The sequence below is a fragment of the Sphingobium sp. DC-2 genome (assembly GCF_000722555.1).
GTDB classification, from domain to species: Bacteria; Pseudomonadota; Alphaproteobacteria; order Sphingomonadales; family Sphingomonadaceae; genus Sphingobium; species Sphingobium quisquiliarum.
The window spans coordinates 177,941-202,914 of the sequence record NZ_JNAC01000026.1 but is presented as its reverse complement, the minus strand read 5'-3'; the positions used below and the strand labels follow the sequence as shown (position 1 = coordinate 202,914).

Below are 24,974 nucleotides of genomic sequence, written 5' to 3'. Positions count from 1 at the left end.
GCTGCCCGCGAGCCAAGGTTTGGTTGACCGCCCGGACCCCCGCCTTTATTTCACAGCCATGAACGCAGATTTCCGCGCGATATTTCCGGCATGACGGCTCCAACCATCATCCTTGTGGAGGATGACCCGCCGCTGCGCACGCTGACGGCCAGGGCGCTTCAGGAACATGGATATCAGGTCCGCCCCGCATCGTCGGGACCGGAAATGTGGGTGGCGTTCGATGCCGGGCCGGTCGATCTGGTCGTGCTGGACGTGATGCTGCCCGGCACCAACGGCATCGACCTGTGCCGCCAGATCCGCCGCAAGAGCGACGTTCCCATCATCTTCATCAGCGCCAAAGGCAGCGAGACGGACCGGATCGTCGGGCTGGAACTGGGCGCCGACGATTATCTGCCCAAGCCGTTCGGCACGCGGGAACTGATCGCGCGCATCCGCGCCATATTGCGCCGCGTCGGGGTGGAGCGGGGACCGGACGAGCATCGCGACAATGAAGCGCGCTTCGACGGCTGGATCGTCAACTTCCCCCGCCGCGAACTGCGGTCGCCCACGGGCGGCATCGTCGACCTGACCGGCGCTGAGTTCGACCTGCTCGGCAGCTTCCTCAGCCATCCCCAGCGCGTCATCGCCCGCGAGCGGCTGATCGAACTGTCGCGCACTCGCATGGGCGACAGTTCCGATCGCAGCATCGACGTGCTGGTGAGCCGCCTGCGCCGCAAATTATCGACGGAAGACAAGGCCGCGCCGATCACGACCGTGCGCGGCGTGGGATATATGTTCAACGCGGAAGTCAGCCGCGCTTGAGACTGCATGTCAGCCGGTCGCTGGGACTGGTCGGGCGGCTGTTCGTCATCCTGCTGCTCGCGCTGACGCTGGAGTTTGCGGTCGGCACGCTGATCTACGAGCGGGCCGGTCATCTGTCTTTGCAGGATGACGAGGCCCGGCGTCTGGCCGAACATCTGGTCATTGCCCGCAAATTGCTGACCGAACAGCCCGAAGCGGAGCGCACGGCGCTGGCGATCCAGCTGACCACGGATCGCTACGATATCCACTGGAGCCGGGTCGCGCCGCCGCCGCCGCCGCTCACGCCCGATCTGGAGCGGATGCGGCGGCAGATCATCGATTGGGAACCCAGTCTGGAGCAGTCACGCCTATGGCTGCGGCTCGCCTCCCCCGGCCGCGTGTCCGAGATCAACGGCGGGCTGCAACTGGCGGATGGAAGCTGGATCTATTTCGGCATGCATCATAGCGGCAGCAAATGGGCTTTCGCGATCGGGCGGATGGGGCTGGCGCTGATCCCGGTCGTCGCGCTGCTGGTGGCGGGCGGCGTGCTCATCCGCCGCACGCTCGCGCCGCTCAAGGACCTGACCAGGGCGACCGAGCATATCGGCCTGTCGGACGAGGTGATCGTGCCGGAAAGCGGCACCAGCGACGTGCGCGATCTGGTGCGCGCCTTCAACGCGATGCAGAAGCGCATCCACCGGCTGATCACGGAAAGGACCGAAACGCTGGCGGCGGTGGGCCATGACCTGCGCACGCCCCTCGCCCGCTTGCAGTTGCGGCTGGAAAATCTGCGCGATGCCGAGGCGCGCGAGGCGATGAGCGGCGACGTCACCGAAATGGCGGAGATGATCGAATCGCTGCTGGCGTTCCTGGGCGGCGAAAAAAATGGCGAAGCGGCGGTGCGCACCGATGTCGCCGTGACCGTGGCGACGGTGGTGGACGCTTTCCAGGATCAGGACAAGGACGTCACCTATGAGGGGCTGGACCATCTGGAGATGGAAACCCACTCCATATCCCTGCGCCGGGCGGTGATGAACCTGATTGAAAATGCGCTGCATTATGGCGATCGCGCGCGGGTGGCGGTCGAGCGGGAGGGCGAGGAGGTGGTCATCCGCGTGGACGATGACGGCCCCGGAATTCCGCCCGGAAAGCTGGAGGAGGTATTGAAGCCCTTCGCCCGACTGGACGAGGCGCGGCAACGCAATACGCGCGGGCTGGGCCTGGGCCTGGCGATCGTGGCGCGGGTGGTGGAAAGGGCCGGGGGGCGGCTGGTGCTGGTGAACCGGGAAGAGGGAGGATTGCGCGCGGAAATCCGCCTGCCTGCGCCTATCGCACCAGTGAAGCGCTAGCCCGCCGCTGTTGCGGACACGAAAGAGAATTGGGGGGCCCCAAGCAAAACTCGTTTACCCGAACGCTTCGTGCCGCGCTATGCCGCCGTCAGGATTGACATGAGGCGTGTATGACGGACGAGGGCGAAGACTCCATTCCCGAAGGATATTGGGACATCGGCCAACTGACGGCCGACCTGAGCGCCGCCCGCAACCGATGGCGGCAGGAGCAGCAGCATCATGCCGAATATGGGGCGGAAGGCTTTCCTTCGCGGGCGGACCTGGCGAAGATCACGGCGTCGCTGTGCGCCGCGCTCTTTCCCCTGCGGCTTGGCCCCAGCTTCGTGCGCATCCATAATGAGGACGCCTTTGTCGAGCAGACGCTCCAGACGGCGCTCAGCCGCCTCTATGGCCAGATCCGGCTTGAGCTGCTGTACGCGCTGGAAGGGGAGGCGGCGTCGGAGGTGGACGCGCAGGCCGCGCGCATCATCGGCAGCTTCGCCCAGAGCCTGCCGGGGCTGCGCACCCTGCTCGACAGCGACGTTAAGGCCGCTTTCCAGGGCGATCCCGCCGCGCGCAGCGTGGATGAGGTGCTGATCTGCTATCCATCGATGCTGGCGATCATCCATCACCGGCTGGCGCATCAGCTTTACGAGCTGGGCGCGCCGCTGGTGGCGCGGATCATCTCCGAAATCGCGCACAGCCGCACCGGCATCGACATCCACCCCGGCGCGCGGGTCGGCCGCAGCTTCTTCATCGATCACGGCACCGGCGTCGTGATCGGCGAGACGGCGATCGTGGGGGATCGCGTGCGCCTCTATCAGGGCGTGACGCTGGGCGCGCGCAGCTTTCCGGCGGACGAGAAAGGCGGGCTGGAAAAGGCGCAGCCCCGCCACCCGATCATTGAGGATGACGTCGTCATCTATGCCGGCGCGACGATATTGGGGCGCATCATCATCGGCAGCCGGTCGGTCATCGGCGGCAATGTCTGGCTGACCGACAGCGTGCCCGCCAACAGCAATGTGCGGCAGGCCAAGGCGCAATATGAGGTCACGAGCCGGGTCGAAGTGTCCGCCCCCCACCGCGTTCATGCGCTGGTGGAGGAGCAGTCAGGCTTTGCCGGCAATATCTGATCACTGGTCCGGGCAGCTGCTGCCTTCGCCAGCGATCAGGTCGAGGCAGCGGCCGTCAATCTGATCCTTCGGCACGGGAAGGTGGATGAGCGCCGCCAGCGTCGGCATGATGTCGGCCGTTTCGACGCCGAGCGGCTGTTCGAACGCGCGGATGCCCTTGCGCCAGAACAGGATCGGGACGCGGCGGTCGGTGTCCCATGGCGAACCGTGCGTCGCGACATAGCCGGTGCCTGGATTGGCGATGGGCGTGATCCGGGGCTTGAGCAGCAGCAGCAGGTCGCCCGACCGTTCAGGATCGAAGCTGGCGCGCGCTTCCTGAAGCAGGCTCCAGCTTTCGGGCGGGCCGGACGGGGAGGGGGCAGCGGCGATCTGCGCCCTGGTGAAGACGGTTTCGACCTGGGGATGAGCGCGCAGCAGGGCGAGCGCGGCGGCTTCCACCCTGGCGCGCTCAGCGGGTGAAAGGCCGGGGTCGAAATAGAGGTCGCCTGACGGGCCATCGCCATAGATCAGCGTCTTGCCGCTGATGCCGGTGCGGGTGGCGACTTCCTGAGACAGCGCGCGCGGCATCAGCGCCGGATCGACCCGCTGTTCCATGGGCATGGCGTTTTGCCGGTGCCGTTCGGGAAGGTCGTGGCCGCCATGGTCGGCGGTCAGCACGACGGCATAGTCGATTCCCATCCTGTCCAGATGATCGAAGAAGACGCCCAGTTCGCGGTCGAGCCTGTCCACCTGGATGCAGCTTTCCGTGCCTTCGGTGCCGTAGCTGTGGCCGATATAGTCCGTCGCGGACAGGCCGATGGAGATGATGTCGGTCTGCGCCTGCTGGCCAAGGCTCATGCTCTGGATGGCCGCCATGGCGAAGGCCAGGGTCATGGCGTCCTGCTCGGGCGACACGCGGAACGCCCTGGCATCGCCCGCTTCCCGCTGGAAACGGCCGGTGCCCACCGTCTTGCCATTGCCGACGCTGACCGGAAAATCCTTCGCCACGCATTGCGCGGGGAGTTCAAAGCCGGGGTTCGCCTGCGCCAGACGCTGCTCATAGGCGCGGTTGACCTGCTGAACCAGCGGCGGGACGGGGACGCCGGGATAGCTGACATAGCCCTTTGGCCCCAGCCACCAGACATGATCCGCCCTGGCCCCGCCCAGCATGATCGCCGCCCGGTCCTTGCCCGCGATCGACACGGAGCGCGTGGACGGATTGGCGGCCTTCATCCGGTCGCCCAGCGTCGGCACGCGCAGGTGGATGGGCGATGCGGCATAATTGCCGCTGCTGGTGCCCGGCTGGCTTTCATCCTCGGCGCAATAGACCTGCTTGTCGGTGCGGCTGGCTTTCAGGTCGAACCAGTTGTTGGCGATGATGCCGGTGCGTGACGGGCGGCTGCCGGTGAGGATGGTGCTGTGGCCGGGGCAGGTTTCGGTCGCGGCATGGCTTTGATAGCCGCGCGGAAAGACCGCGCCTTCGCTCAGGCGCTTCAACCCGCCGGTATAAAAGGGCCGGTATTCGCTGAAGAGGTCGGCGGAAAACTGGTCCACCGCGATCGCCACGATCAGCCGGGGCGCTGATGCGGAAGGGGCGGGCGCTGCCGCCTGCTGGGCGATGACGGGCGCGGCGCTGGTCAGGATCAGCGCGGCGAGGACTTTCTTGAACATGGGGTGGAGGCCTCCTCGACCTTGACGGCGAATGCAGGGAGACCTAGCCCCAAGGCCGTCGACCCCGCCAGAGGCCCAATGCGGATTTTTCATGTCCTTCTGATGACGTTCGCGTTTCTCTTCGCCTGCGCGGCGGGGGCGCAGGGCGCGTTCGCGCCGGGCGTGCCGCATATCCGCGCGGCGCTGGTGGCGGAAACCGCCGCGCCCGCGCCGGGGCGGACGGCGATGATCGCCTTTTCGATGAAGCCGGACGATGGCTGGCATGGCTATTGGGAAAATCCCGGCGATGCGGGCGTGGGCATGAGCGTTAAATGGACGCTGCCCAAGGGCGTCAGCATCGGCGCGCTGCGCTATCCGGTGCCGGAGACGCTGCTGATCTCAGGCCTGATGAACCACGTCTATGAAGGGCCTTATGCGGTGCTCGCGCCGTTGACGGTGGCGGCGGACGTGCCGGTGGGGACGGCTCTGCCGATCCGGGGCAAGGCGGAATGGCTTGTCTGCACGGACAAGGTCTGCGTGCCCGAAAGCGCCGAACTGGCGCTGAACCTGACCGCCGGTGACGGCGCGGCGACGGCGGAGGATGCGAGCCGGTTCGACGCATGGCGCGCCCGCTTGCCCCGGCCGCTTGGCAGCGAGGCGCGCTACGCGATCAGCGGCGGCAGGTTCCGCCTGTCGGTGCCCTTCCCGGCGGAGGCGGCGGCGAGCGACATTCATCTGTTCCCCCTGACCGAAGGCGCGGTGCGCTATGCGGCGGAGCAGAAGGTGCGCCGCGACGGCGACCGCCTGCTGCTGGAAAGCGAGGCGGGGGAGGGGTTCAGGGGCGGCACGGTCCGGGCGGTGCTGCGGACCGGCGATCATAGCGGCTTTTTGCTGACGGCGCGGCCGGGCGAGGTGGCGGAGGCGCGGAGCGGCGTGCTGCGAACCACGCTGATCGCGCTGGGCGGGGCGCTGCTGGGCGGGTTGCTGCTGAACATCATGCCCTGCGTCTTCCCGATCCTGGCACTCAAGGCGTTGAAGCTGGCGCGCGCGGGCGGAGACGAGCGCACGGCGCGCCGCGAAGCGCTGGCCTATGCGGCGGGGGTGGTGCTGACCTGCCTGCTGCTAGGCGGCGTGCTGCTGGCGCTGCGGGCTGCGGGAAGCGCGGCCGGATGGGCGTTCCAGTTGCAGGACCCGCGCGTCATCCTGCTGCTGCTGCTGCTGGCGACGGCGATCGCGCTCAACCTGGCTGGCCTGTTCCAGCTTGGCGCTTTTGGCGGGGGCGAACGGCTGGCGGGCAAGAGCGGAGCGTCGGGCGCATTCTGGACCGGCGCTCTGGTCGCCTTCGTCGCGACGCCCTGCACCGGGCCGTTCATGGGCGCGGCCATGGGCGCGGCGCTGGTCCTGCCGCTGCCCGCCGCATTGGCCCTGTTCGCCGGGCTGGGCATCGGCCTTGCCGCGCCGTTCCTGCTGCTCGCCTGGTCCCCCGCGCTGCGCCGCCGCCTGCCGCGGCCGGGCGGATGGATGGAGACGTTCCAGAAGATATTGTCGGTGCCGATGTTCCTCACCGCCCTTGGCTTGGCGTGGCTGCTCGGCCAGCAGCGCGGCGTTGGCGCGATCACCGCGGGCGTGGGGGCCGCGCTGGGGCTGGGCCTGCTGCTGTGGTGGCTGGGCGCTCGCCAGCAGCGTGGACGCAGGGGCGGCATGATCGCGGCGGCGGGAGCGGCGCTGCTGCTGGGCGCGGGCGTGATGCTGCTGCCCGCCCATGCGCCCGCCGCTGCGAAGGCGGAGAGCGGCGTCATCCCCTTCGACGAGGCCCGGCTGGCCGCCTTGCGCGCGCAGGGAAAGCCGGTCTTCCTCTATTTCACGGCGGACTGGTGCCTTACGTGCAAGGCCAATGAGGCAGCGGCGATCGACCGGGTGGAGACGCGGGACGCCTTTGCGAAAGGCGGAGTGACGGTGATGGTCGGCGACTGGACCAGCGCGGACCCCGCGATCACCCGCTTTCTGGAAGCGAAAGGCCGGTCGGGCGTGCCGCTCTACCTCTGGTATGCGCCGGGCAAGGAGGCGCAGGTCCTGCCGCAGATCCTGACGCCCGCCACGCTGACGGCGCTGGTGCGCTGATGGCCAAGCTGCGCGCCGACCAGCTGCTGGTGGACAGCGGCCTTGCGGAAAGCCGCACGCGCGCGCAGGCGCTGATCCTGGCGGGGCTGGTGTTCCTGGGCGACAGGAAGATCGACAAGGCGGGGCAGCAACTGCCTGAGGACGCCGTGCTGGAGGTGCGGGGAAAGGACCATCCCTGGGTGTCGCGCGGCGGGATAAAGCTGGCGCATGCCATCGACCATTTCGGCATAGACGTGACCGGCATGACCGCGATCGATGTCGGCAGCTCGACCGGCGGCTTCACCGACGTGTTGCTGAGCAAGGGCGCGGCGCGGGTCTATGCGGTCGACAGCGGCACCAACCAGCTCGCCTGGAAGCTGCGGTCGGACCCGCGCGTCATCGTGCATGAACAGACCAGCGCACGCATCCTGACCGATGACCATATCCCCGAAGCGGTGGACATCATCGTGTGCGACGCCAGTTTCATATCGCTGGCCAAGGTGCTGGAGCGGCCGATGACCTTCGCCCGTCCCGGCGCACATCTGGCCGCCCTCATCAAGCCGCAGTTCGAAGCAGGGCGGGAGGAAGTGGGCAAGGGCGGCGTGGTGCGCGACCCCGAAGTCCATGCGCGCGTGTGCGAGGATGTGCGTAGCTGGCTGACCGTCAAGGGGTGGAATGTGACCGGCATCACCCCCAGTCCGATCACCGGGCCACAGGGCAATATCGAATTTTTGATCCACGCCCGCTTTGGTGGATAATCCTGCCGAGTTCGTTACTGAGGGGGCGGTTACATTTCGCGACAATTGCTCCAGTTGCCTCGTTTGCAAAGGCTCGTTAGCCCCTTCCTATGCGCCCTATCCTGTCCCTGTGCCTCCTTGCGCTGACCCTTGCCTCGTGCGGCGGGGAAAAGGAGAAGAAAGCCCGTCCGCCCGCTCTGGTGGAGGCGGCGCCGATTACGCGCGCGACCTTCACGGACACTCTGGAGGCAGTGGGCACGGCGCTGGCCAATGAACAGGTGGTGCTGTCCGCGCCGGTGACGGAGCGGATCACGTCCATCAACTTCGCCGACGGCGCGCAGGTCAGCCGGGGTCAGGTGATCGCCACTCTGGCAGTGGGTCAGGAACGGGCGGAACTGGCGGCGGCCGAAGCGCAGGCATTGCAGGCGAACCAGCAGCTTGAGCGGATTCAGGCGCTCAAGAAACGCGGCTTCGCCACCGTCGCCAGCCTTGACCAGCAGGTGGCGGCGGCCAATTCTGCGCGCGCCAATGCGCAACTGGCGCGCGCGTCGATCGGCGACCGCATCATCCGCGCCCCCTTTTCGGGCTGGGTCAGCCTGCGCACCGTATCGCCCGGAGCGATCGTGACGGCCGGAACGGCCATCGCCACCGTCAGCGACATCAGCCGGATCAAGCTGGACTTCACCGTGCCGGAAACGCGCCTGTCGATGATCCGCGAGGGACAGCCGATCAAGGCGGTCTCTTCCGCTTACCCGGACCGTCCCTTTTCCGGCACCATCGCCACCATCGATCCGGTGATCGATCCGGCGACCCGCGCCGTGCGGGTGCGCGCCATCCTGCCCAACCCGGACAGGATGCTGAAACCCGGCATGCTGCTGACCGTGAGCGTCGCCGCGCGGCAGCGCCAGTCGCTCGCCGTGCCGGAGCTTGCGGTGGTGGGCGAGGGCGACGAGCGCTATCTGTTCATCGTGGCGGAAGGCAAGGCGAGGCGGGTGAAAGTCGCCACGGGCATGCGCCAGAACGGACTGGTCGAGATATTGGACGGGGTGAAGCCGGGCCAGAAGGTGGTGACGGACGGCGTCGTGAAGCTGAGCGATGGCGCCCCGGTACGGCTGGCCGGTGAGGATCGCGAGCCGCCCAAGGTTGCGGATCGCGCCGCGACCGGCGCCTGAGGGGCCGGGCCGATGCAACTGTCCGACATCTCCGTCCGCCGCCCGGTCTTCGCGGCGGTCATCGCGGTGCTGCTCTGCATCGTCGGCGTGGTGGGCTATATCAGCCTGTCCGTCCGCGAATATCCCGATACCGATCCCCCCATCGTGTCGGTGGAGACGACCTATACCGGCGCCGCGGCGTCGGTGATCGAAACGCGGATCACGCAGATCATAGAGGATTCGGTTGCCGGGATTCAGGGCATCCGCAACATCACATCCACATCGCGCGACGGCACGTCGACCATCAGCATCGAATTCGATCCTTCGCGCGACATCGATTCATCGGCCAATGACGTGCGCGACCGGGTGGGCGCGGTGATCGAGGACCTGCCCGAAGACGCGCTCGCGCCCGAAATCCGCAAGGTGGACGCCGACGCGCGGCCGATCATGTATATTGCGTTCAGCAGGCCCGGATGGTCGCCCGTGCGGATCGCCGACTATCTGGACCGCAATATCGTCGACCGCTTTTCCGCGATCGACGGCGTGGCGCGCGTCAGCGGCGGCGGGGACCAGCGCCCGGCGACGCGCATCTGGCTGAATGCGGAACGGCTCGCCGCCTTCTCCCTGACGCCCGCCGATGTCGAAGCGGCCCTGCGCGCGCAGAATGTCGAGCTGCCCGCCGGCCGGTTCGAATCGAAGGACCAGAACCAGACGCTGCGCGTCGAACGCGCCTTTTCGACGCCGGAGCAGTTCGCGCAACTGGTCATCGGCCGGGGCGCGGACGGGTATCAGGTGAAGCTGGGCGATGTCGCGCGGATCGAGGAGGGGCCGGAAAATCCCTATGTCTCCTTCCGCACCAATCAGGCGAACGGCGTCGGGCTGGGCATCATCCGCCAGTCGGGCGCGAACACGCTGGAGGTCGCCGACCGGGCGAAGGCGCTGATCGAGCAGATCCGGCCGGACCTGCCGGAGGGGATGAGCGTCAATATCGGGTCGGACGAGTCGCTGTTCATCAGCCGGGCGATCGACAATGTCTATGACACGCTGCTGGAAGCGGCGATCCTGGTCATCATGGTCATCTTTCTGTTCCTGGGGTCTCTCCGCGCGACCATCATCCCTTCGGTCACGGTGCCGATCTGCCTGCTCGCCACCTGCGCCGTCATGTGGCTGCTCGGTCTTTCGATTAACCTTTTGACGCTGCTAGCCTTCGTGCTCGCCATCGGGCTGGTGGTCGATGACGCGATCGTGGTGCTGGAAAATGTCTATCACCGGATCGAGCAGGGGGAGGACCCTCTGGTCGCCGCTTATCTGGGCACCCGGCAGGTGGGCTTCGCCATCATTTCGACGACGCTGGTCGTCTGCGCCGTGTTCGTGCCGGTCATGTTCCTGGCGGGGCAGACCGGTCTGCTGTTCCGCGAACTGGCGATCGCGATGATCGCCGCCATCGCCTTTTCCGGCTTCATTTCGCTCAGCCTTGCGCCGATGCTTTGTTCCAAGCTGCTGCGGCATAGCGAGCGCGGGCGGCTGGCCAAATGGGTGGACAACCGGTTCCAGCGGCTGGAGGGCGCTTATGCGCGGCTGCTCGACAAGGTGCTGCGGCGGCCGCTCGCTGCCTTCATCGCGCTGGCGCTGTTCCTGGGGGCGGCGGGCGCGCTGTTCATGACGCTGCCTAACGAACTGGCCCCGGCCGAGGATACGGGCGTCGCCGATGGCCAGATCAGCGCGCCCGAAGGCACGGGCTTCGACCGGATGCTAAGCTATATGCAGCGGCTGGAAAATGATCTGGCCCCGCTGCTGAAGGACGGCCGCCTGCAAGTGCTGATCACGCGCACGCCGGGCGGTTTCGGCGCGAGCGACGATTTCAACAGCGGCAATGTCATCGCCTTCCTGCGGCCATGGGAAGACCGCACCGTCACCACGGCCGAAATCGCCGACATCATCAACAAGGCGATCGCGAACCAGCCGGGCGTGCGCGGCAATGTCGCCCCCCGGTCGGGGCTGGGGCGGGGCAGGGGCCTGCCGGTGAATATCGTGCTGACGGGATCGACCTATGAGGGACTGGTCGCCGCGCGCGACCGCATCATGGCGGCGGCGGCGAACAATCCCGGCCTCGTCAACCTGGACAGCGACTATAAGGAAACCAAGCCGCAGATGCGGATCGAGGTGAACCAGCAGCGCGCGGGCGACCTGGGCGTGTCGGCGAACGACATCAGCCAGGCGTTGCAGACGCTGCTGGGATCGCGCCGGGTCACCACCTATGTCGATCGTGGCGAGGAATATCGCGTCCTGCTCCAGGCGGAGCGGGAGGGGCGGCAGACGCTGGCCGATCTGGAGCGCATACAGGTGCGCACCCGCACCGGCGCGCTGGTGCCGCTGTCGGCGGTGGTGACGGTGCGCGAGGTCGCAGGGCCCCGCCAGCTCAACCGCTATAACAAGCTGCGCGCCATCACGCTGACCGCGGGCCTTGCGCCCGGCTATTCGCTGGGCGAGGCGCTCACCTATCTGGAAGGGCAGGCGCGCCAGTCGCCCGAAGTGCTGGCCATCGGCTATCGCGGCGAAAGCCAGTCGCTGCGGGAGACGGGCGGGTCGATCTGGCTGGTGTTCGGGCTGACCATCCTGATCGTCTACCTGCTGCTGGCGGCGCAGTTCGAAAGCTTCATCCACCCCGGCGTCATCATCGCCACCGTGCCGCTGGCCGTGGCTGGCGGCGTGCTGGGGCTGGCGCTCAGCGGCGGGTCGATCAACCTCTACAGCCAGATCGGCATCGTCATGCTGGTGGGTCTTGCGGCCAAGAACGGCATCCTGATCGTCGAGTTCGCGAACCAGTTGCGCGACGAGGGGCTGGAGATTGCGGAGGCGATCAGGCAGGCCGCGGCGCGGCGTCTGCGCCCCATCCTGATGACATCCATCGCGACAGTGATCGGCGCTGTTCCGCTGGTCATCCGGGGCGGAGCGGGGGCGGCCGCGCGCCAGTCCATCGGCGTCGTGGTGGTGTTCGGCGTGTCGCTGGCGACGCTGATCACGCTGTTCCTGATCCCCATCCTCTATTCGCGGGTTGCGAGACGAACCGTTTCACCGCAAACCGTGGGCAGGCGGCTTGACTCGGCATTGAAGGATTCGCCCGAAGCTGCCGAGTGAGCATGAGGGAGTCATCCTGCCGATGAACGAGATCGCGTCCCCTGGCCAACTGCGCCTCGCCTATCTGCGCTGGGCATTGGTGAGCGTCCCCGCGATCGTGTTCCTGGGCTTCCTGTCCGGCCGGATAGCCAATAGCGGCTGTGGCAACCGCTGGTTCGACGCGCTGGAAAAGCCCGCCTTCATGCCGCCGGGCTGGGCTTTCGGGGCTGCGTGGACGGTCCTTTACGTGCTGATGGGCCTGGCGCTGGCGATGATCATCCATGCGCGGGGATCGCGCGGGCGGGGGGCGGCCATCCTGCTGTTCCTGGTCCAGCTCGTCATGAACCTGCTCTGGTCGCCGCTCTTTTTCCGCGCGCATCAGGTGGATAATGCCTTGATCCTGATCCTGCTGCTGATCGTCACTGTCGCCATCACCGCCTTTCTCTTCTGGAGGATCAGGGCGGCTGCGGGCCTTTTGCTGCTGCCCTATCTTGCATGGCTGGTCTTCGCCGCGGCGCTCAATTATGAGATCGGCCGCCTCAATCCCGATGCGGAAACCCTTGTCGCGCCCGCGCTCAAGGCCCAGATATAGATGCCGGGCGCATGGTGATGCGCCCATCAAGACAGGATAAGCAGATCATGCAGAGCGAAAATCGCTTTTTCGACGACCTCGCCAAGCTGGTGAACGGCGCCGCCGGGACGGTCGCGGGCATGAGCCGGGAGTTCGAGACCAACGCCCGTGAAAAGGCTAAGCAGTGGATCGGCGGCATGGATTTCGTCAGCCGCGACGAATTCGATGCCGTCAAGGCGATGGCCGCTGCCGCCCGCGAGGAAGTGGAGTTGCTGAAGGCTCGGATCGACGCGCTGGAAGGCCGTTCGCCCGAGCCGGTGACCAAGACCGTGCGTCCCGCCAAGGACAAGCCCACGGACGCGCAATAGCGGCCGCTGCATCCCCATCCGTTCGTTTTCTGCAACGATCCACAGCTTTCATGCATTTTGCCGATTCGATCGGTTCCCCTACCGATCGGGACATGCTCTAAGGCCGGCAGATGATGGACAGCGACGAATATGAAAATGGCGGCCAGGAAGCCGCGCCGATCGACATGCTGGCCGCCTATTTCGAAGCGCATGGTTGGAGCTTCGATCAGGTCGGCGAGGACGAAATCGTTGCGAGCACGCAGGGTTCCTGGGCGCAATATGAACTGCGCGGCATATGGCGCGACGAGGATCAGGTGCTGCAATTGCTGGCCTTGCCCGACATCCGGGTCAGCGATGAAAAGCGCGCCGCCATCTACGAAACGCTGGGCCTGATCAACGAGCAGCTTTGGCTTGGCCATTTCGAGCTTTGGTCCTCCAGCGGCATCATATTGTTCCGCCACGGCGCTCTGCTGGGCGCGGGCGGGACGTTGACGCTCGATCAGGCGCAGATTCTGGTGGAGACGGCGATCGACGAGTGCGAGCGCTTTTACCCGGTGTTCCAGTTCGTGCTGTGGGGCGGCAAGAGCCCGGCGGAGGCGATCTCCGCCAGCCTCATCGAAACGCGCGGCGAAGCCTGAGGCGGCAGTCGATGTCCACGCTCTGGCCCGATCATCTTTTCCTTGTCGGCTGCGGCAATATGGCGGGGCAGATGCTCGCCCGCTGGCTCGCGTGCGGGTTGGACCCCGCGAGGGTGACGGTGCTTCGCCCAAGCGGCCGGGCCGTGGCGGAAGGGGTGCGGGTCATATCGGAATATCCCGCGACCCTGCCGCCGGGCACGACGATCCTGCTGGGCATGAAGCCCTATCAACTCGCCGATGTTGCGGAATCGCTGGCGCCCATCAGCGACGGGGAGGCGCGGCTGGTATCCATTCTGGCTGGCACGCGTCTGGCGGATTTGCGCCAGCATTTCCCGGCGGTGCGCGATATCGTCCGGGCCATGCCCAACCTGCCCGTCGGGATTGGCGGCGGCGTGACTGCGCTCTGCGCTGACGAGCGGACGGCGGTTGAGGGTTATGCAGCGGTCGAGGCGCTCATGTCGCCGCTCGGTCTGGTGGAACGGATCGCTGATGAGGGGCAGTTCAACGAGGTGACGGCGCTGTCGGGCTGCGGTCCGGCTTTCCTGTTCCGCTTCATCGATGCCTTTGCCCGTGCAGGCGAGGCGATCGGCCTGTCCGCTGAACAGGCGGCGCGCATGGCTATGGCGACCGTGTGGGGATCGGCCAATATGGCAAAGCAGGCCGCGGACAGTCCCGGCGTGCTGGCCGACCGGGTTGCCAGCCCCGGAGGCATGACGCGTGAGGGGCTCAACGTGTTGGATGCTGACGGCAGGCTGCTAAAGCTGATGACCGATACGCTGACCGCCGCGCGCGACCGGGGGGAGGAAATGGCGCGGGGCGGTTAGATCTATTGGACGATCGTCAGCGCGCCTGAGTGACCGAGTGCGGAGCCATTTACCATGCTGCCTCCTGAAACGCCGATCCTGATCCTCACCACGGGCGGCACTATCGACAAAATCTACTTCGACGCCCTGTCTGATTATCAGGTCGGCGAAACGGTCATGGCCAAGCTGCTGGAGATCGCACGCGTCAAGCGGCCGTTCCGGGTCGAAGAAGTGGCGCGGAAGGACAGCCTTGACCTGGATGACGCCGACCGGGCGCGAATTCGCGATCGCGTAGCGGCGGCTCCCGAAAAGCACGTCATCATCACGCATGGCACCGACACGATGACGGAAACGGCCAAATGGTTGCGTGCCATTCCCGGCAAGACCGTGGTGCTGGTGGGCGCATTGGCCCCGGCGCGCTTTGGTGAAAGTGACGCCAGCTTCAATCTGGGCATGGCGTTCGCAACGGTGCAAATGTCGCCGCCCGGCATCTACATCACCATGAGCGGATCGGTGTTCCGTGCAGATGAGGTCGTGAAGGACCGGGAGAAAGGGGCATTCGTGCCCCTGAATCCAAAGGGCTGACCGGCGGGCGCCGGGGATGCAAGGATCAGCCGTTTTCTTCTCGTCAGGAACCGCTGCCGCACTTGGACATTATTCGTGCGGGAGGCGTAATGATGAGGAGGATATGATGGCGGATTATCAGGAACGCCCGGCAACGACGACGACCGTCATTGAAAAGCGCAGCGGCGGCACCGCCCTGGCCGTGTTGCTGCTGGTGCTTGTGGTGGCGATTGCGGCCTTTTTCCTGATCAGCAGCGAATCCCGCAAGGATAGCGCGGTGGAAAGCGCTGCGACCCAGGTGGGTCAGGCGGCGAGCGATGTCGGCGATGCGGCGCAGAGCGCTGCCAGCGGTAAGAGCGAATAGGCCGGCTGGGACGACCGAAATACTTCTCGTATCAGTGTGCCGAGGCCATTTGCCTGTTTGGAACGAAGTGCACCATGTTTCTGCCTTCGCAGGAACATGGGAGAGCATGATTGGGACAAGCTCTCGCCTGGCCTCGCTCCGCTCGGTTAAGGGCTTCGACTTCGCTCAGCCCGAACGGAAGGAGTTTACTCCATAAAAAAGAGCGCCCTTTCAGGCGCTCTTTATTCCGGTATGCCGTTGACGGCTCAACCGAAGATCGTCCAGGCGAAGATTGTTCAGGCTTCGGCCTTTGCATGCTTGGGCGCGGCCTCGTTCAGGATGCGCAGGATCTTTTTGAGCGCGCTCGGCTCGTCCGTTTCCTCCATGGCGGCGAGTTCGCGTGCCAGGCGGCTGGACGCCGCTTCGAAGATCTGCCGTTCGGAATAGCTCTGTTCCGGCTGATCGTCGGCGCGGAAAAGGTCGCGCGTCACTTCGGCGATCGACACGAGGTCGCCCGAATTGATCTTTGCTTCATATTCCTGGGCGCGGCGCGACCACATGGTGCGCTTCACCTTGGGCTTGCCCTTCAGCGTGTCGATCGCTTCTTCAAGGGTCTTGTTGGAGGACAGCTTGCGCATGCCGACTCCCTCAGCCTTGTTGGTGGGGACGCGCAGGGTCATGCGTTCTTTTTCGAAGCGCAGGACATAAAGCTCAAGCTCCATGCCCGCAATCTGCTCCTTCTGCAATTCCACCACACGGCCAACGCCATGCTTGGGGTAAACGACATAATCACCAACATCAAAGGACAGCGCCTTGGCAGCCATTTGCAACCTTTCTAATTCAGCTGATACGGTGAACGTCACGGGAACAGGTGCGCGAATGCGGCACAAGTGAAGAGGCCCGCGGCGCTACCGTGAAGACATGAGGCGAATTCTCCAGAACGGATGCGACCATATCCGTCTTTCGCAACTCATTTAGCAGATTCGTAACAAAAATTCCAGCCCCGCCACAATATCGAGCGGCAAGGGCCGGAATCAGGCGCAATGGCTAGTCTTTTTCACAGGGCGGCTTGCAACGGCGGCGCGGCCATGATGACAGGCCGGTCAGGCCTGCCGCTTAGCTGCCGGAGCCGGGATTGGGAGAAAAGAACTTCTCCAGCTTGTTCTCGACGCCCTTCATCTCATCCGCGTCGGCAGGCGCTTCGCCCTTGACGGTGATGTTGGGCCATTCGGCGGAATATTTCGTGTTGAGTTCCAGCCACTGTTCCAGGCCGCTTTCGGTGTCCGGCAGGATCGCTTCGGCCGGGCATTCCGGTTCGCACACGCCGCAGTCGATGCATTCGTTGGGATTGATGACCAGCATGTTCTCGCCCTCGTAGAAACAGTCCACGGGACAGACCTCAACGCAATCCATATATTTGCAGCGGATGCAATTGTCGGTCACGACATAGGTCATGGGTCAGCACTCTATAGGGTTTGGACAGCGGCGGCCCTGCTATGCGCGGCGCGCCCGAAGGTCAATGAGGATATTTTTGCCTGCCTAATGGCCAAGCTTCAGTTCTTCGTAACAGCTTTGCGCTTCGGGCGCGGGGCCGCGGCGGCCGGGCAGTTGGACGATGCGGACGACGCGTACGCCATTGGGATGCGGAAAGGTGATGAGGTCGCCCGCGCGGACAGGGGAATGCGCCCGTTCGATGCGGCGCCCGTTCAGCCGGATATGGCCGTCCTCCGCCATTTTCTGCGCGACCGATCGGCTTTTGGCGAGGCGCGCGAACCACAGGAATTTGTCGATGCGCAGGCTTGGCCCATGGCCTCCGGCCGCTGCGGTCTCAGCCATTGCGGCCGAGCAGATCGGCAAGCCCGGCGAAGGCGTGATTGGCGGCAGGAGCAGGGGATGCGGCTGGAGCGGGACGGCCGGGCGCGCCGCCGCGCGCCGGTGCGCTGCGCCTGCCATGATTGCCGCGCGGATGATGCTGTTCGTTCGGCCGCGCCTTCTGCCGTCCACGGAATGCCCAGTTCGGCGCGCCTTCGGCTGGCGCTTCGACCGGCCTGAACCCGGCCAGGCGCATGAGGTGCAGGAAGGATGGTTCATCCAGGCCAAGGGAGACGATCTGCGGGCTTTGCGCGGAGAAGGCCTCGCCCTTAGCTATGGCTTCGTGCGCGGTCCGGGCCATGCGCTCTGCCATGTCGATGCGCAGCATCTGATCGCCAAAGCCCCGGAATCCGGCGACGCGCGCGCCCATCTGATCCGCCTTCTCGCCCGCCTTGATGAGCGTGAGGCCGGGCTGGGGCAGCGGCAGGCAGGGCTTGCCCAGCCGGGCCGCCAGCAGCGCCGCGCGCCAGCGGGCCGCGCCGGGTTTCAGCAGGCCGGGATGGTAGATGTCGAGCACGCCGATATCGATGCCCGCGCGGCGGAGCAGGTGCCGCTGATCCTTGTCGAGATGCCCCAGCGCCGAATCGAGGTCCGTGCGTGCTATCACGCCGCCAGCATCGGCAAGCTGCGCGAAGACGGCGCGCACTACGGCAGGCACTTGAGGATCGGATGCGCTCGCCGCCATTTTCGTGAGCGGGAGGAGATGCTTTTCCTTCTGCGCTTCGAACCATGCGGAGAGACGAGCGGCAATCTGCTTCTGCACATCCTGTCCCAGCGCCATGAGCGCGCGATCCAGCCGCAATTCCGGAGCCAGCAGCGACGGACCGGCCAGCAGCGCGGCCACGGCATTCCCCTGCCAGCTGATGCCGGGCGCCTGTCCCGCTTCATCCATGAGCGCGAAATCAGTGTCGGGCGCGCCCAGCAATTCGTCAGCCTTCACTCGCAATATCCTTCCAAGGCGGCGCTCCGCCGCCGCCAGCAGCATCTTTCTATCCTGATGCCGCGTAGCCGGATCGACCGAGAAACGAAATCCGTCAAGTCGCCCAATCGTCTCTCCATCGACGCAGACTGTCCCATCCTGATCGATTTCGACCGGCAGATTGCTGGCGTCCTGCCCGATGTCGCGCAGCAGGACGGCGGTGCGGCGGTCGACGAAACGCTGCATCAGCGCGGCATGAAGCGCGTCGGACAGCCTTTCCTCCAGCGCGCGGGTGCGCTCCGCCATTTCGGCTGGATGGGCGAGCCAGTCGGCGCGATGCGCGATGTAGGACCAGGTGCGCGCCGCCGCGATCCGGCCTGACAGGATGTCGATGTCGCCCTGAACCGAATCGAGGCGGGCGATCTGCTGAGCGAACCAGTCGCGCGGGATATGGCCGTGGCCTTCGGACAGGAAGCGCCAGATGCGGCTGACGGTGCGGGCATGATGATCAGCGCCCAGCTTCTGGAAATCGGGGATGCCGCAAGCCGCCCACAGCCGCTCGACCTGTTTCGTGCCCCTTGCCCGTTCCCCGACCAGCGGATCGTCCGCCAGCCGTTTCAGCACCGCAAGGTCCACAGCCTCCGGCGCGGCGGCGAGTTCGGGGCGATCGGGCCGCGCTTCAAGGTCCGCGATCAGGTGGCCGACGCTGTCCATTCCCGGCTCGCCGTCGCGCCAGTAAAGGCGGTCGATGGGGGGAAATCTATGCGCCTCGATCGCCTCGATCTCTTCGGGCGTGAAGGCAGCGTCGCCATCTTCATGCCCCAGGCTGCCAAAGGTGCCGTCCTGATGATGGCGGCCCGCCCGCCCGGCGATCTGCGCCATTTCCGATACGGTCAGCCGCCGCGTGCGCCGCCCGTCGAACTTGCGCAGCGATGCGAAGGCAACATGCGCGACATCGAGGTTGAGCCCCATGCCGATTGCGTCGGTGGCGACCAGATAATCCACCTCGCCATTCAGGAACATCTGAACCTGCGCATTGCGGGTGCGCGGCGACAGTGCGCCCATGACCACCGCCGCGCCGCCCCGGAACCGGCGCAGCATTTCCGCGACGGCATAAACCTCCTCGGCGGAGAAGGCGACGATGGCGGAGCGGCGGGGGAGGCGGGAAAGCTTCTTCGCGCCCGCATAGGAGAGGGTGGAAAAGCGCGGGCGGCTGATGATCTCCGCTTCCGGCACGAGCGTCTTCACGACCCGGCTGATACTGGCTGACCCAAGGATCATCGTTTCCTCGCGACCCCGGGCGCGCAGCAGCCGGTCGGTGAAGACGTGCCCGCGCTCCGGGTCGGCGCCAAGTTGGGCTTCGTCCAGCGCGACGAAGGCGAAATCGCCAGGGCCGCTGGCCGTGGCTCTGGCCTCCCGGCCCCCGCCGACCGGCATGGATTCGGCCGTGCACAGATAATAAAGCGCGCCTTGCGGCAAGATCTTCTCTTCGCCGGTGATCAGCGCGACCTGGTTAGGCCCCTTGATCGCGACCACCCGGTCATAGACTTCGCGGGCCAGCAGGCGCAGCGGGAATCCCATCATTCCGCTGGAATGACCGCACATACGTTCGACGGCGAGATGCGTCTTGCCGGTATTGGTGGGACCCAGCACGGCGGTGACGGGCGATCGGGCGAACTGGGCCATGATCCTCTCTATGTCGGGGAGGGTGGAGACAAGGGCAAGGGGAAAGCGGTGGGCCTCATCTCCTTTTCGCCGGATATTCATGCGTTGAACGATTGAAGGGCACGTTTCGTCGCGCGGAGCGGCAGGAAAAAGGCATCTTTATTTGACTTTAACCCTATGCCTTCACAACAGTGCCGACGAACGCGCGGCGGGGGTCGTGCGGGTTGATGCCCTCGGGGGGCCTTTTAAACGTGTTTCATGGCAGCCAGTTCGGTCCTCAACAGGGGGGCGCGTCCGCGTCCTTGTGGGCGTTGGACGCCATCGGCAAGGGCAGCGCTCCTGCCAGCGAGCAGCGCGACTGGCGTGCCCGCCTGCGCGACTGGGCGGAAGATGTCGAACTGGTTCCCGACCTTGGCCAGCGGGTAGGCAGCCTCACCTGGTTCAGGGGCCTGGCGACCTGTTTCGGCCTGTGCGCAGCGGCCCTTTATCTCTCCCCCGGCTTTCACGCCTTGCCGGGAGAGCCGCAGCCTCTGCTCGCCCAGCCGCAATTCGACGAAGTGCGCAGCCAGATGATCACCCCGCTGGCGCTGGGCGCGGACAGCGGACGGCGCATGGGGCCAACGGATGCGGTGCAGCCGCTGCGCGAGACGCCGGAGCGTCCGCAGATCGAATTGCGCGCCCAGATCGGCAGCAGCGATTCGCTCGGGCACGCGCTCTCCCGCGCCGGGGTCAGCAGCGGCGATGTCGCCACGGTCATGAGCATGGTCGGCGGCGACATAGCGGCGGGGGTCAAGCCGGGCACGCCGCTCGACATCATCCTTGGCCGCCGCGCCAGCCGCGACAGGCCCCGGCCGCTCGACCATCTCGGCTTCCGCGCACGGCTCGACCTCGCGCTTGAGGTGAACCGCGTTGGCGGAGTGCTGCAAGTGAAGCGCACGCCGATCCATGTCGACAACACGCCCTTGCGAATCCAGGGCGTCATCGGCGACAGCATCTATCAGTCGGCGCGTGCAGCGGGCGCTCCGCCCAAGGCGATTCAGTCCTTCCTGCGCGTCATTGCCCAGCAGATCGATCTGGGATCGGTCCGCGCGGGCGACCGCTACGACATCATCACCGAATATCACCGCGCTGAAACCGGCGAGGCGGAGGTCGGCGATCTGCTGTTCGCTGGCCTGCGCCGTGCCAGCGGGCGCGGGATCGACATGCTCAAATGGACGAGCGAGGGACGCAGCCAGTGGTTTGAGGCTTCGGGCGTTGGCGAGCGGCGCGGCGTGCTGTCCGCGCCCGTCTCCGGCCGCATGTCTTCGGGCTTTGGCATGCGCCGCCACCCGATATTGGGCTATACCCGCATGCATGCCGGCATCGACTTCGCCGCGCGCTATGGATCGCCCATCTATGCCGCGACGGATGGCGTCGTATCCTATTCGGGACGGCATGGCGGCCACGGCAATTATGTGCGGCTGGAGCATGGCAACGGCCTGGCGACCGGCTATGCGCATATGAGCCGCATCGCCGCGCGCTATGGCCAGCGGGTGCGGCAGGGGCAGGTGATCGGCTATGTCGGCTCCAGCGGCCTGTCGACCGGGCCGCATCTGCATTATGAGCTTTACCGCAACGGCCGCACGGTCAATCCGCTGTCGGTCAAGTTCACGACGACCGCGCAACTGGCGGGCCGCGAGCTGGCGGCGTTCCGCGCGCGGCTGGCGCAGTTGAAAAGCCTGCGCATCGGATTGCCGGGCGAAATGGCGAAGAATGCCCGCCCGGCGCCGCAACAGGTCGCGCTCGCCAATTAACCGCTTTGCGTTCCGATGCCGCTTCGCTAGGCGGCGGGAATGACCAAGGCCGCCGCCATCCTGCTTGCCGGTTCGCGTCCCGGCACCGACCCGCTGGCCAAGGCGGCGGGCGTGGCGATCAAGCCGCTTGCGCCCGTGGCGGGGGAGCCGATGATCAACTATCCGGCGCGCGCCCTGCTGGCGCATCCCGCGATCGGCAAGCTGATGATCCTGACGCAGACGCCGTCCCTCTTGACCGGTGATCCGGCGACGGCCTGGCTGGGCGAGCATCCGCGCGTGATATTCGAGCAGAGCGGCGCGGGGATCGCCTCCACGCTGATGGCGCTGCTGGACCGGCCGGACGTAACCTTCCCCTTGCTGGTGACGACGGCCGATCATGTGCTGCTGGACCCGGCCATGCTGGACCAGTTCGTGCGGGAAGCGGAGGGGGCGGACATCGCCGTCGCCATGGTGGAGCGCGCCACATTGCTCGCCCGCTACCCGGATTCGCGGCGCACCTGGCTCAAGTTCCGCGATGGCTGGTGGTCCGGGGCCAATCTCTTCTGGTTCGGCAGCGTCAAGGCGCGGCCTGTGGTCGCTTTGTGGCAGGAGGTGGAGCAGGACCGGAAGAAGGGGTGGAAGATATTGTCCGCCTTCGGGCCGGTCGCCCTGCTGGGCGCGATGCTGCGGATATCGACCCTGAGGGGCGGGATCGCGCGGGTGGGGCGGCGCTTTGGCCTCATCGCGCGGCTGGTGGCGATGAACCGGGCAGAGGCCTGCATCGATGCCGACAAGCCCGACGATGTGGCGCTGATCGAACGGATATTGGGCGAAAGGCGCGGCTGAGCCGCCGATCGCGCCTTATCCGGCCAACTGTTCGCTTTTGCCCTTTGATGGGTAGCAAAGAGCGAGATCAGCCGCTAAGGGCTTCGCCTGCGCGAGCCGAACGATTATCGGCGCGGATGGAGGACATCGTAAACCCATGGCCGAATTCTCTCTGCCCAAGAACAGCAAGATTTCCGGTAAGGGCGTGACCCACAAGGCGCCTGACGGTGCGAGCAACGTCAAGAGCTTCAAGGTCTATCGCTACGATCCCGACTCGGGGCAGAATCCGCGGTACGACACGTTCGAGATCGATCTGGACAATTGCGGCCCGATGGTCCTGGACGCGCTGCTGAAGATCAAGAATGAATATGATCCGACGCTGACCTTCCGCCGGTCCTGCCGCGAAGGCATTTGCGGTTCCTGCTCGATGAACATGAATGGCAAGAACGGCCTTGCCTGCACCACCGCCATTGATGAATGCGCGGGCAAGGAAGTGCGGATCACGCCGCTGCCGCACATGGACGTGATCAAGGATCTGGTGCCCGACTTCACGCACTTTTATGCGCAGTACAACTCGATCAAGCCGTGGCTGCAAACCGTCAGCCCCGCACCCAGCGGCAAGGAGCGGCTCCAGTCGCCCGCCGACCGTGAGAAGCTGGACGGCCTGTACGAGTGCATCCTGTGCGCCTGCTGTTCGACCAGCTGCCCCAGCTATTGGTGGAATTCGGACAAGTTCCTGGGCCCGGCGATCCTGCTCCAGGCTTATCGCTGGCTGGCCGATAGCCGCGACGAATATACCGGCGAGCGCCTGGACGAGCTGGAAGATCCGTTCCGCCTCTATCGCTGCCACACCATCATGAACTGCGCCAATGTGTGCCCCAAGGGTCTCAGCCCCGCCAAGGCGATCGCTGAGACCAAGAAGATGATGGTCGAACGGCAGCTTTGATGCAGTGACCGGTGATGCTGAGCCTGTAAGCCGGGTGCCGGACGGCCCCTGGGCTGGCTGGCTGCGATGGAGCGATCCGGTGCCGGGGACTTTTCTCGACACGTCGATCGGCCCCAGCTATTCGCGCGGTGATGGCGAACGCCGGGCGACGGTGATGCTGGAAACCCTCCAGTCGCACGCCAACCGCAACGGCGCGCTGCATGGCGGCTTCCTCGCCGCTTTTGCCGATCATGCCTATTTCGCCGCGCTGGCCGCGGTGGGCCGGCCGGAACAAGCCGCGGCGGTGACGGTCGATCTTTCCATGCAATATTGCGGATCGGGTGAAATCGGGCGGCCGCTGCGCGCCGATGTCGAGATATTGCAGGAAACCGGGCGGCTGTTTTTCATGCGCCTGACCCTCCATCAGGACGACAGGATGGTGGCGGCGTCGACCGCGACGGTGCGCAAGGTGCCGACGCCCAGATGAGCAGCGTGATCGAGCGTTACCGCGCGCTGGTGGCTGCTGGCGAGCTTCGGGCCGACCGCGATCAGGAAGCCGCCGCGACGAGGCTGGACCAGTTGCAGCAGCAGCTTGAAGCCGCCGCGCCGCGCACGTCCTTCCTGTCGCGGCTGCTCGGCAAGCAGGCGGAAGCCCCGCGCGGCCTTTATATGTGGGGCGGCGTGGGACGGGGCAAATCCATGCTGATGGACCTGTTCTTCGACACGGTGCAGATCGATCGCAAGAAGCGGGCGCATTTCCACGAATTCATGCTGGACGTGCATGCCCGGCTGGCCGAAGCGCGCAAGTCGGAAAAGGGCGATCCCATCCCGCCAGTGGTAGATTCGCTGGCGGACGAAGCGCGGTTGCTGTGCTTTGACGAGATGGTCGTCAACAATATGGCCGATGCCGCGATCATGTCGCGCCTGTTCGCGGGGCTGCTCGACCGGCAGATGACCGTCGTCACGACATCGAACCGGGAACCGGGCGAGCTTTACAAAAATGGCCTTAACCGCCAGCTTTTCCTGCCCTTCATCGACTTGATCAAGGAGCGGCTGGACGTGCTGCCGCTGAACGGGCCGACCGATTACCGGCTCGATCGCCTGGGCGACGCGAAGCTGTGGCATTCGCCCAACGGCGCCGAAGCGACCAAGGCTTTGTCGGAAGCCTTTTTCCGGCTGACCGATTATCCGGTGGAGGATCGCGCGAAGGTTCCGGCGGAGGACATTGCGGTACAGGGCGGCCGCACGCTGCACGTGCCAAAGAGCCTCAAGGGCGTCGCCGTCTTCTCCTTCAAGCGGCTTTGTGCGGAGGCGCGCGGCGCGCCCGATTATCTCGCTATCGCACGCCGCTTTCACACGGTGATCCTGGTCGGCATTCCGGTGCTGGGCCCGGAAAAGCGCAATGAGGCGGCGCGCTTCGTGACCCTGATCGATGCGCTATACGAGTATAAGGTGAAGCTGCTCGCGTCCGCCGATGCGGAGCCCGCGAGGCTTTATCCAGAAGGCGACGGGGCCTTCGAATTTGAGCGCACCGTGTCCCGGCTGATGGAAATGCAGTCGGACGATTATCTGGCGCTGGGTCACGGGCCCAAATAGCTCCGGCTGGCCGACAGAAGACGCGGCTCGCCTATTTATCCTTGTCTTGAAATGGCCCGGACGCTTCCCCAAGGGAGGGAAGCGCCCGGCAGGTGGCCTCTGCGGGAATGGCCGTGCGTCAGGGTAGGAACGCGCGCCGACAGGGCAAAACCGCTCTTA

At 65.8% G+C, this 24,974-nt stretch carries 23 protein-coding genes; 18 read left to right on the top strand and 5 right to left on the bottom strand.

The window, feature by feature from the left end; translation table 11 throughout:
• The first annotated feature begins 90 nt into the window (after window positions 1-90).
• From ET21_RS0104735 to epsC, 3 genes are all read left to right on the top strand, one after another.
• Entirely contained in the window at window positions 91-801 is a 711-nt protein-coding gene (locus tag ET21_RS0104735; RefSeq protein WP_021237666.1) for a response regulator, read from the top strand.
• A complete protein-coding gene (locus ET21_RS0104730; RefSeq protein WP_030538779.1) occupies window positions 798-2,129 on the top strand; it encodes an ATP-binding protein in 1,332 nt (443 codons plus the stop codon). Before ET21_RS0104735 ends, ET21_RS0104730 begins: the two co-directional genes overlap by 4 nt.
• A 110-nt stretch (window positions 2,130-2,239) precedes the next feature.
• Window positions 2,240-3,241 (top strand): serine O-acetyltransferase EpsC, encoded by a 1,002-nt coding sequence (gene epsC, locus ET21_RS0104725; RefSeq protein ID WP_021237668.1) that lies wholly within the window; start codon window positions 2,240-2,242, stop codon window positions 3,239-3,241.
• Here the strand turns inward: epsC and ET21_RS0104720 are convergent, their stop codons facing one another.
• The gene (locus ET21_RS0104720; protein WP_030538778.1) at window positions 3,242-4,891 is read right to left on the bottom strand and encodes an alkaline phosphatase family protein; all 1,650 of its coding nucleotides are present in this window, start codon (window positions 4,889-4,891) and stop codon (window positions 3,242-3,244) included.
• Window positions 4,892-4,969: 78 nt separating this feature from the next.
• On the opposite strand from ET21_RS0104720, the gene ET21_RS0104715 reads away from it, so the two are divergent.
• The 10 genes from ET21_RS0104715 (at window position 4,970) to ET21_RS0104670 (ending at window position 15,262) form a co-directional block, all read left to right on the top strand.
• The gene (locus tag ET21_RS0104715) at window positions 4,970-6,991 is read left to right on the top strand and encodes a protein-disulfide reductase DsbD (protein ID WP_030538777.1); all 2,022 of its coding nucleotides are present in this window, start codon (window positions 4,970-4,972) and stop codon (window positions 6,989-6,991) included.
• Window positions 6,991-7,728: a TlyA family RNA methyltransferase gene (locus tag ET21_RS0104710; RefSeq protein ID WP_021237671.1), complete on the top strand. Its 738-nt coding sequence runs from the start codon at window positions 6,991-6,993 to the stop codon at window positions 7,726-7,728. Before ET21_RS0104715 ends, ET21_RS0104710 begins: the two co-directional genes overlap by 1 nt.
• Window positions 7,729-7,817: 89 nt before the next feature.
• A complete protein-coding gene (locus tag ET21_RS0104705; protein ID WP_030538776.1) occupies window positions 7,818-8,879 on the top strand; it encodes an efflux RND transporter periplasmic adaptor subunit in 1,062 nt (353 codons plus the stop codon).
• 12 nt (window positions 8,880-8,891) lie between these two features.
• The gene (locus ET21_RS0104700) at window positions 8,892-11,996 is read left to right on the top strand and encodes an efflux RND transporter permease subunit (RefSeq protein ID WP_030538775.1); all 3,105 of its coding nucleotides are present in this window, start codon (window positions 8,892-8,894) and stop codon (window positions 11,994-11,996) included.
• A gap of 22 nt (window positions 11,997-12,018) precedes the next feature.
• Window positions 12,019-12,567: a TspO/MBR family protein gene (locus tag ET21_RS0104695; protein WP_030538774.1), complete on the top strand. Its 549-nt coding sequence runs from the start codon at window positions 12,019-12,021 to the stop codon at window positions 12,565-12,567.
• Window positions 12,568-12,614: 47 nt separating this feature from the next.
• Entirely contained in the window at window positions 12,615-12,914 is a 300-nt protein-coding gene (locus tag ET21_RS0104690) for an accessory factor UbiK family protein (protein ID WP_021237675.1), read from the top strand.
• 110 nt (window positions 12,915-13,024) lie between these two features.
• The gene (locus tag ET21_RS0104685) at window positions 13,025-13,531 is read left to right on the top strand and encodes a YbjN domain-containing protein (protein WP_021237676.1); all 507 of its coding nucleotides are present in this window, start codon (window positions 13,025-13,027) and stop codon (window positions 13,529-13,531) included.
• An 11-nt stretch (window positions 13,532-13,542) separates the two neighbouring features.
• Entirely contained in the window at window positions 13,543-14,355 is an 813-nt protein-coding gene (gene proC, locus ET21_RS0104680) for a pyrroline-5-carboxylate reductase (protein ID WP_030538773.1), read from the top strand.
• 54 nt (window positions 14,356-14,409) lie between these two features.
• A complete protein-coding gene (locus ET21_RS0104675; RefSeq protein WP_021237678.1) occupies window positions 14,410-14,919 on the top strand; it encodes an asparaginase domain-containing protein in 510 nt (169 codons plus the stop codon).
• Window positions 14,920-15,025: 106 nt separating this feature from the next.
• A complete protein-coding gene (locus ET21_RS0104670; protein ID WP_030538772.1) occupies window positions 15,026-15,262 on the top strand; it encodes a hypothetical protein in 237 nt (78 codons plus the stop codon).
• Between the two features lie 275 nt (window positions 15,263-15,537).
• Here the strand turns inward: ET21_RS0104670 and ET21_RS0104665 are convergent, their stop codons facing one another.
• The 4 genes from ET21_RS0104665 to ET21_RS0104650 form a co-directional block, all read right to left on the bottom strand.
• Window positions 15,538-16,065, bottom strand: a complete 528-nt coding sequence (locus ET21_RS0104665) for a CarD family transcriptional regulator (RefSeq protein ID WP_021237680.1) — start codon at window positions 16,063-16,065, stop codon at window positions 15,538-15,540.
• Between the two features lie 292 nt (window positions 16,066-16,357).
• Window positions 16,358-16,696 (bottom strand): ferredoxin FdxA, encoded by a 339-nt coding sequence (fdxA, locus tag ET21_RS0104660; protein WP_021237681.1) that lies wholly within the window; start codon window positions 16,694-16,696, stop codon window positions 16,358-16,360.
• An 84-nt stretch (window positions 16,697-16,780) separates the two neighbouring features.
• Window positions 16,781-17,077, bottom strand: a complete 297-nt coding sequence (locus ET21_RS0104655; RefSeq protein WP_030538771.1) for an RNA-binding S4 domain-containing protein — start codon at window positions 17,075-17,077, stop codon at window positions 16,781-16,783.
• Window positions 17,070-19,718 (bottom strand): helicase-related protein, encoded by a 2,649-nt coding sequence (locus ET21_RS0104650; RefSeq protein ID WP_030538770.1) that lies wholly within the window; start codon window positions 19,716-19,718, stop codon window positions 17,070-17,072. Before ET21_RS0104650 ends, ET21_RS0104655 begins: the two co-directional genes overlap by 8 nt.
• 206 nt (window positions 19,719-19,924) lie before the next feature.
• Here ET21_RS0104650 and ET21_RS0104645 point away from each other — a divergent pair, with 206 nt between their 5' ends.
• The 5 genes from ET21_RS0104645 (at window position 19,925) to zapE (ending at window position 24,815) form a co-directional block, all read left to right on the top strand.
• Window positions 19,925-21,490, top strand: a complete 1,566-nt coding sequence (locus tag ET21_RS0104645; protein ID WP_030538769.1) for a M23 family metallopeptidase — start codon at window positions 19,925-19,927, stop codon at window positions 21,488-21,490.
• Window positions 21,491-21,529: 39 nt separating this feature from the next.
• The gene (locus tag ET21_RS0104640) at window positions 21,530-22,315 is read left to right on the top strand and encodes a nucleotidyltransferase family protein (protein WP_030538768.1); all 786 of its coding nucleotides are present in this window, start codon (window positions 21,530-21,532) and stop codon (window positions 22,313-22,315) included.
• A gap of 136 nt (window positions 22,316-22,451) precedes the next feature.
• Window positions 22,452-23,240 (top strand): succinate dehydrogenase iron-sulfur subunit, encoded by a 789-nt coding sequence (locus ET21_RS0104635; protein ID WP_021237519.1) that lies wholly within the window; start codon window positions 22,452-22,454, stop codon window positions 23,238-23,240.
• Window positions 23,241-23,244: 4 nt separating this feature from the next.
• Entirely contained in the window at window positions 23,245-23,706 is a 462-nt protein-coding gene (locus ET21_RS0104630) for a PaaI family thioesterase (RefSeq protein WP_223308058.1), read from the top strand.
• Window positions 23,703-24,815 carry a cell division protein ZapE gene (gene zapE, locus ET21_RS0104625; protein WP_021237517.1) on the top strand — a complete coding sequence of 371 codons (1,113 nt, stop codon included), beginning with the start codon at window positions 23,703-23,705 and terminating at the stop codon, window positions 24,813-24,815. The genes ET21_RS0104630 and zapE overlap by 4 nt, the downstream gene beginning before the upstream one ends.
• The last annotated feature ends 159 nt before the right edge of the window (window positions 24,816-24,974 follow it).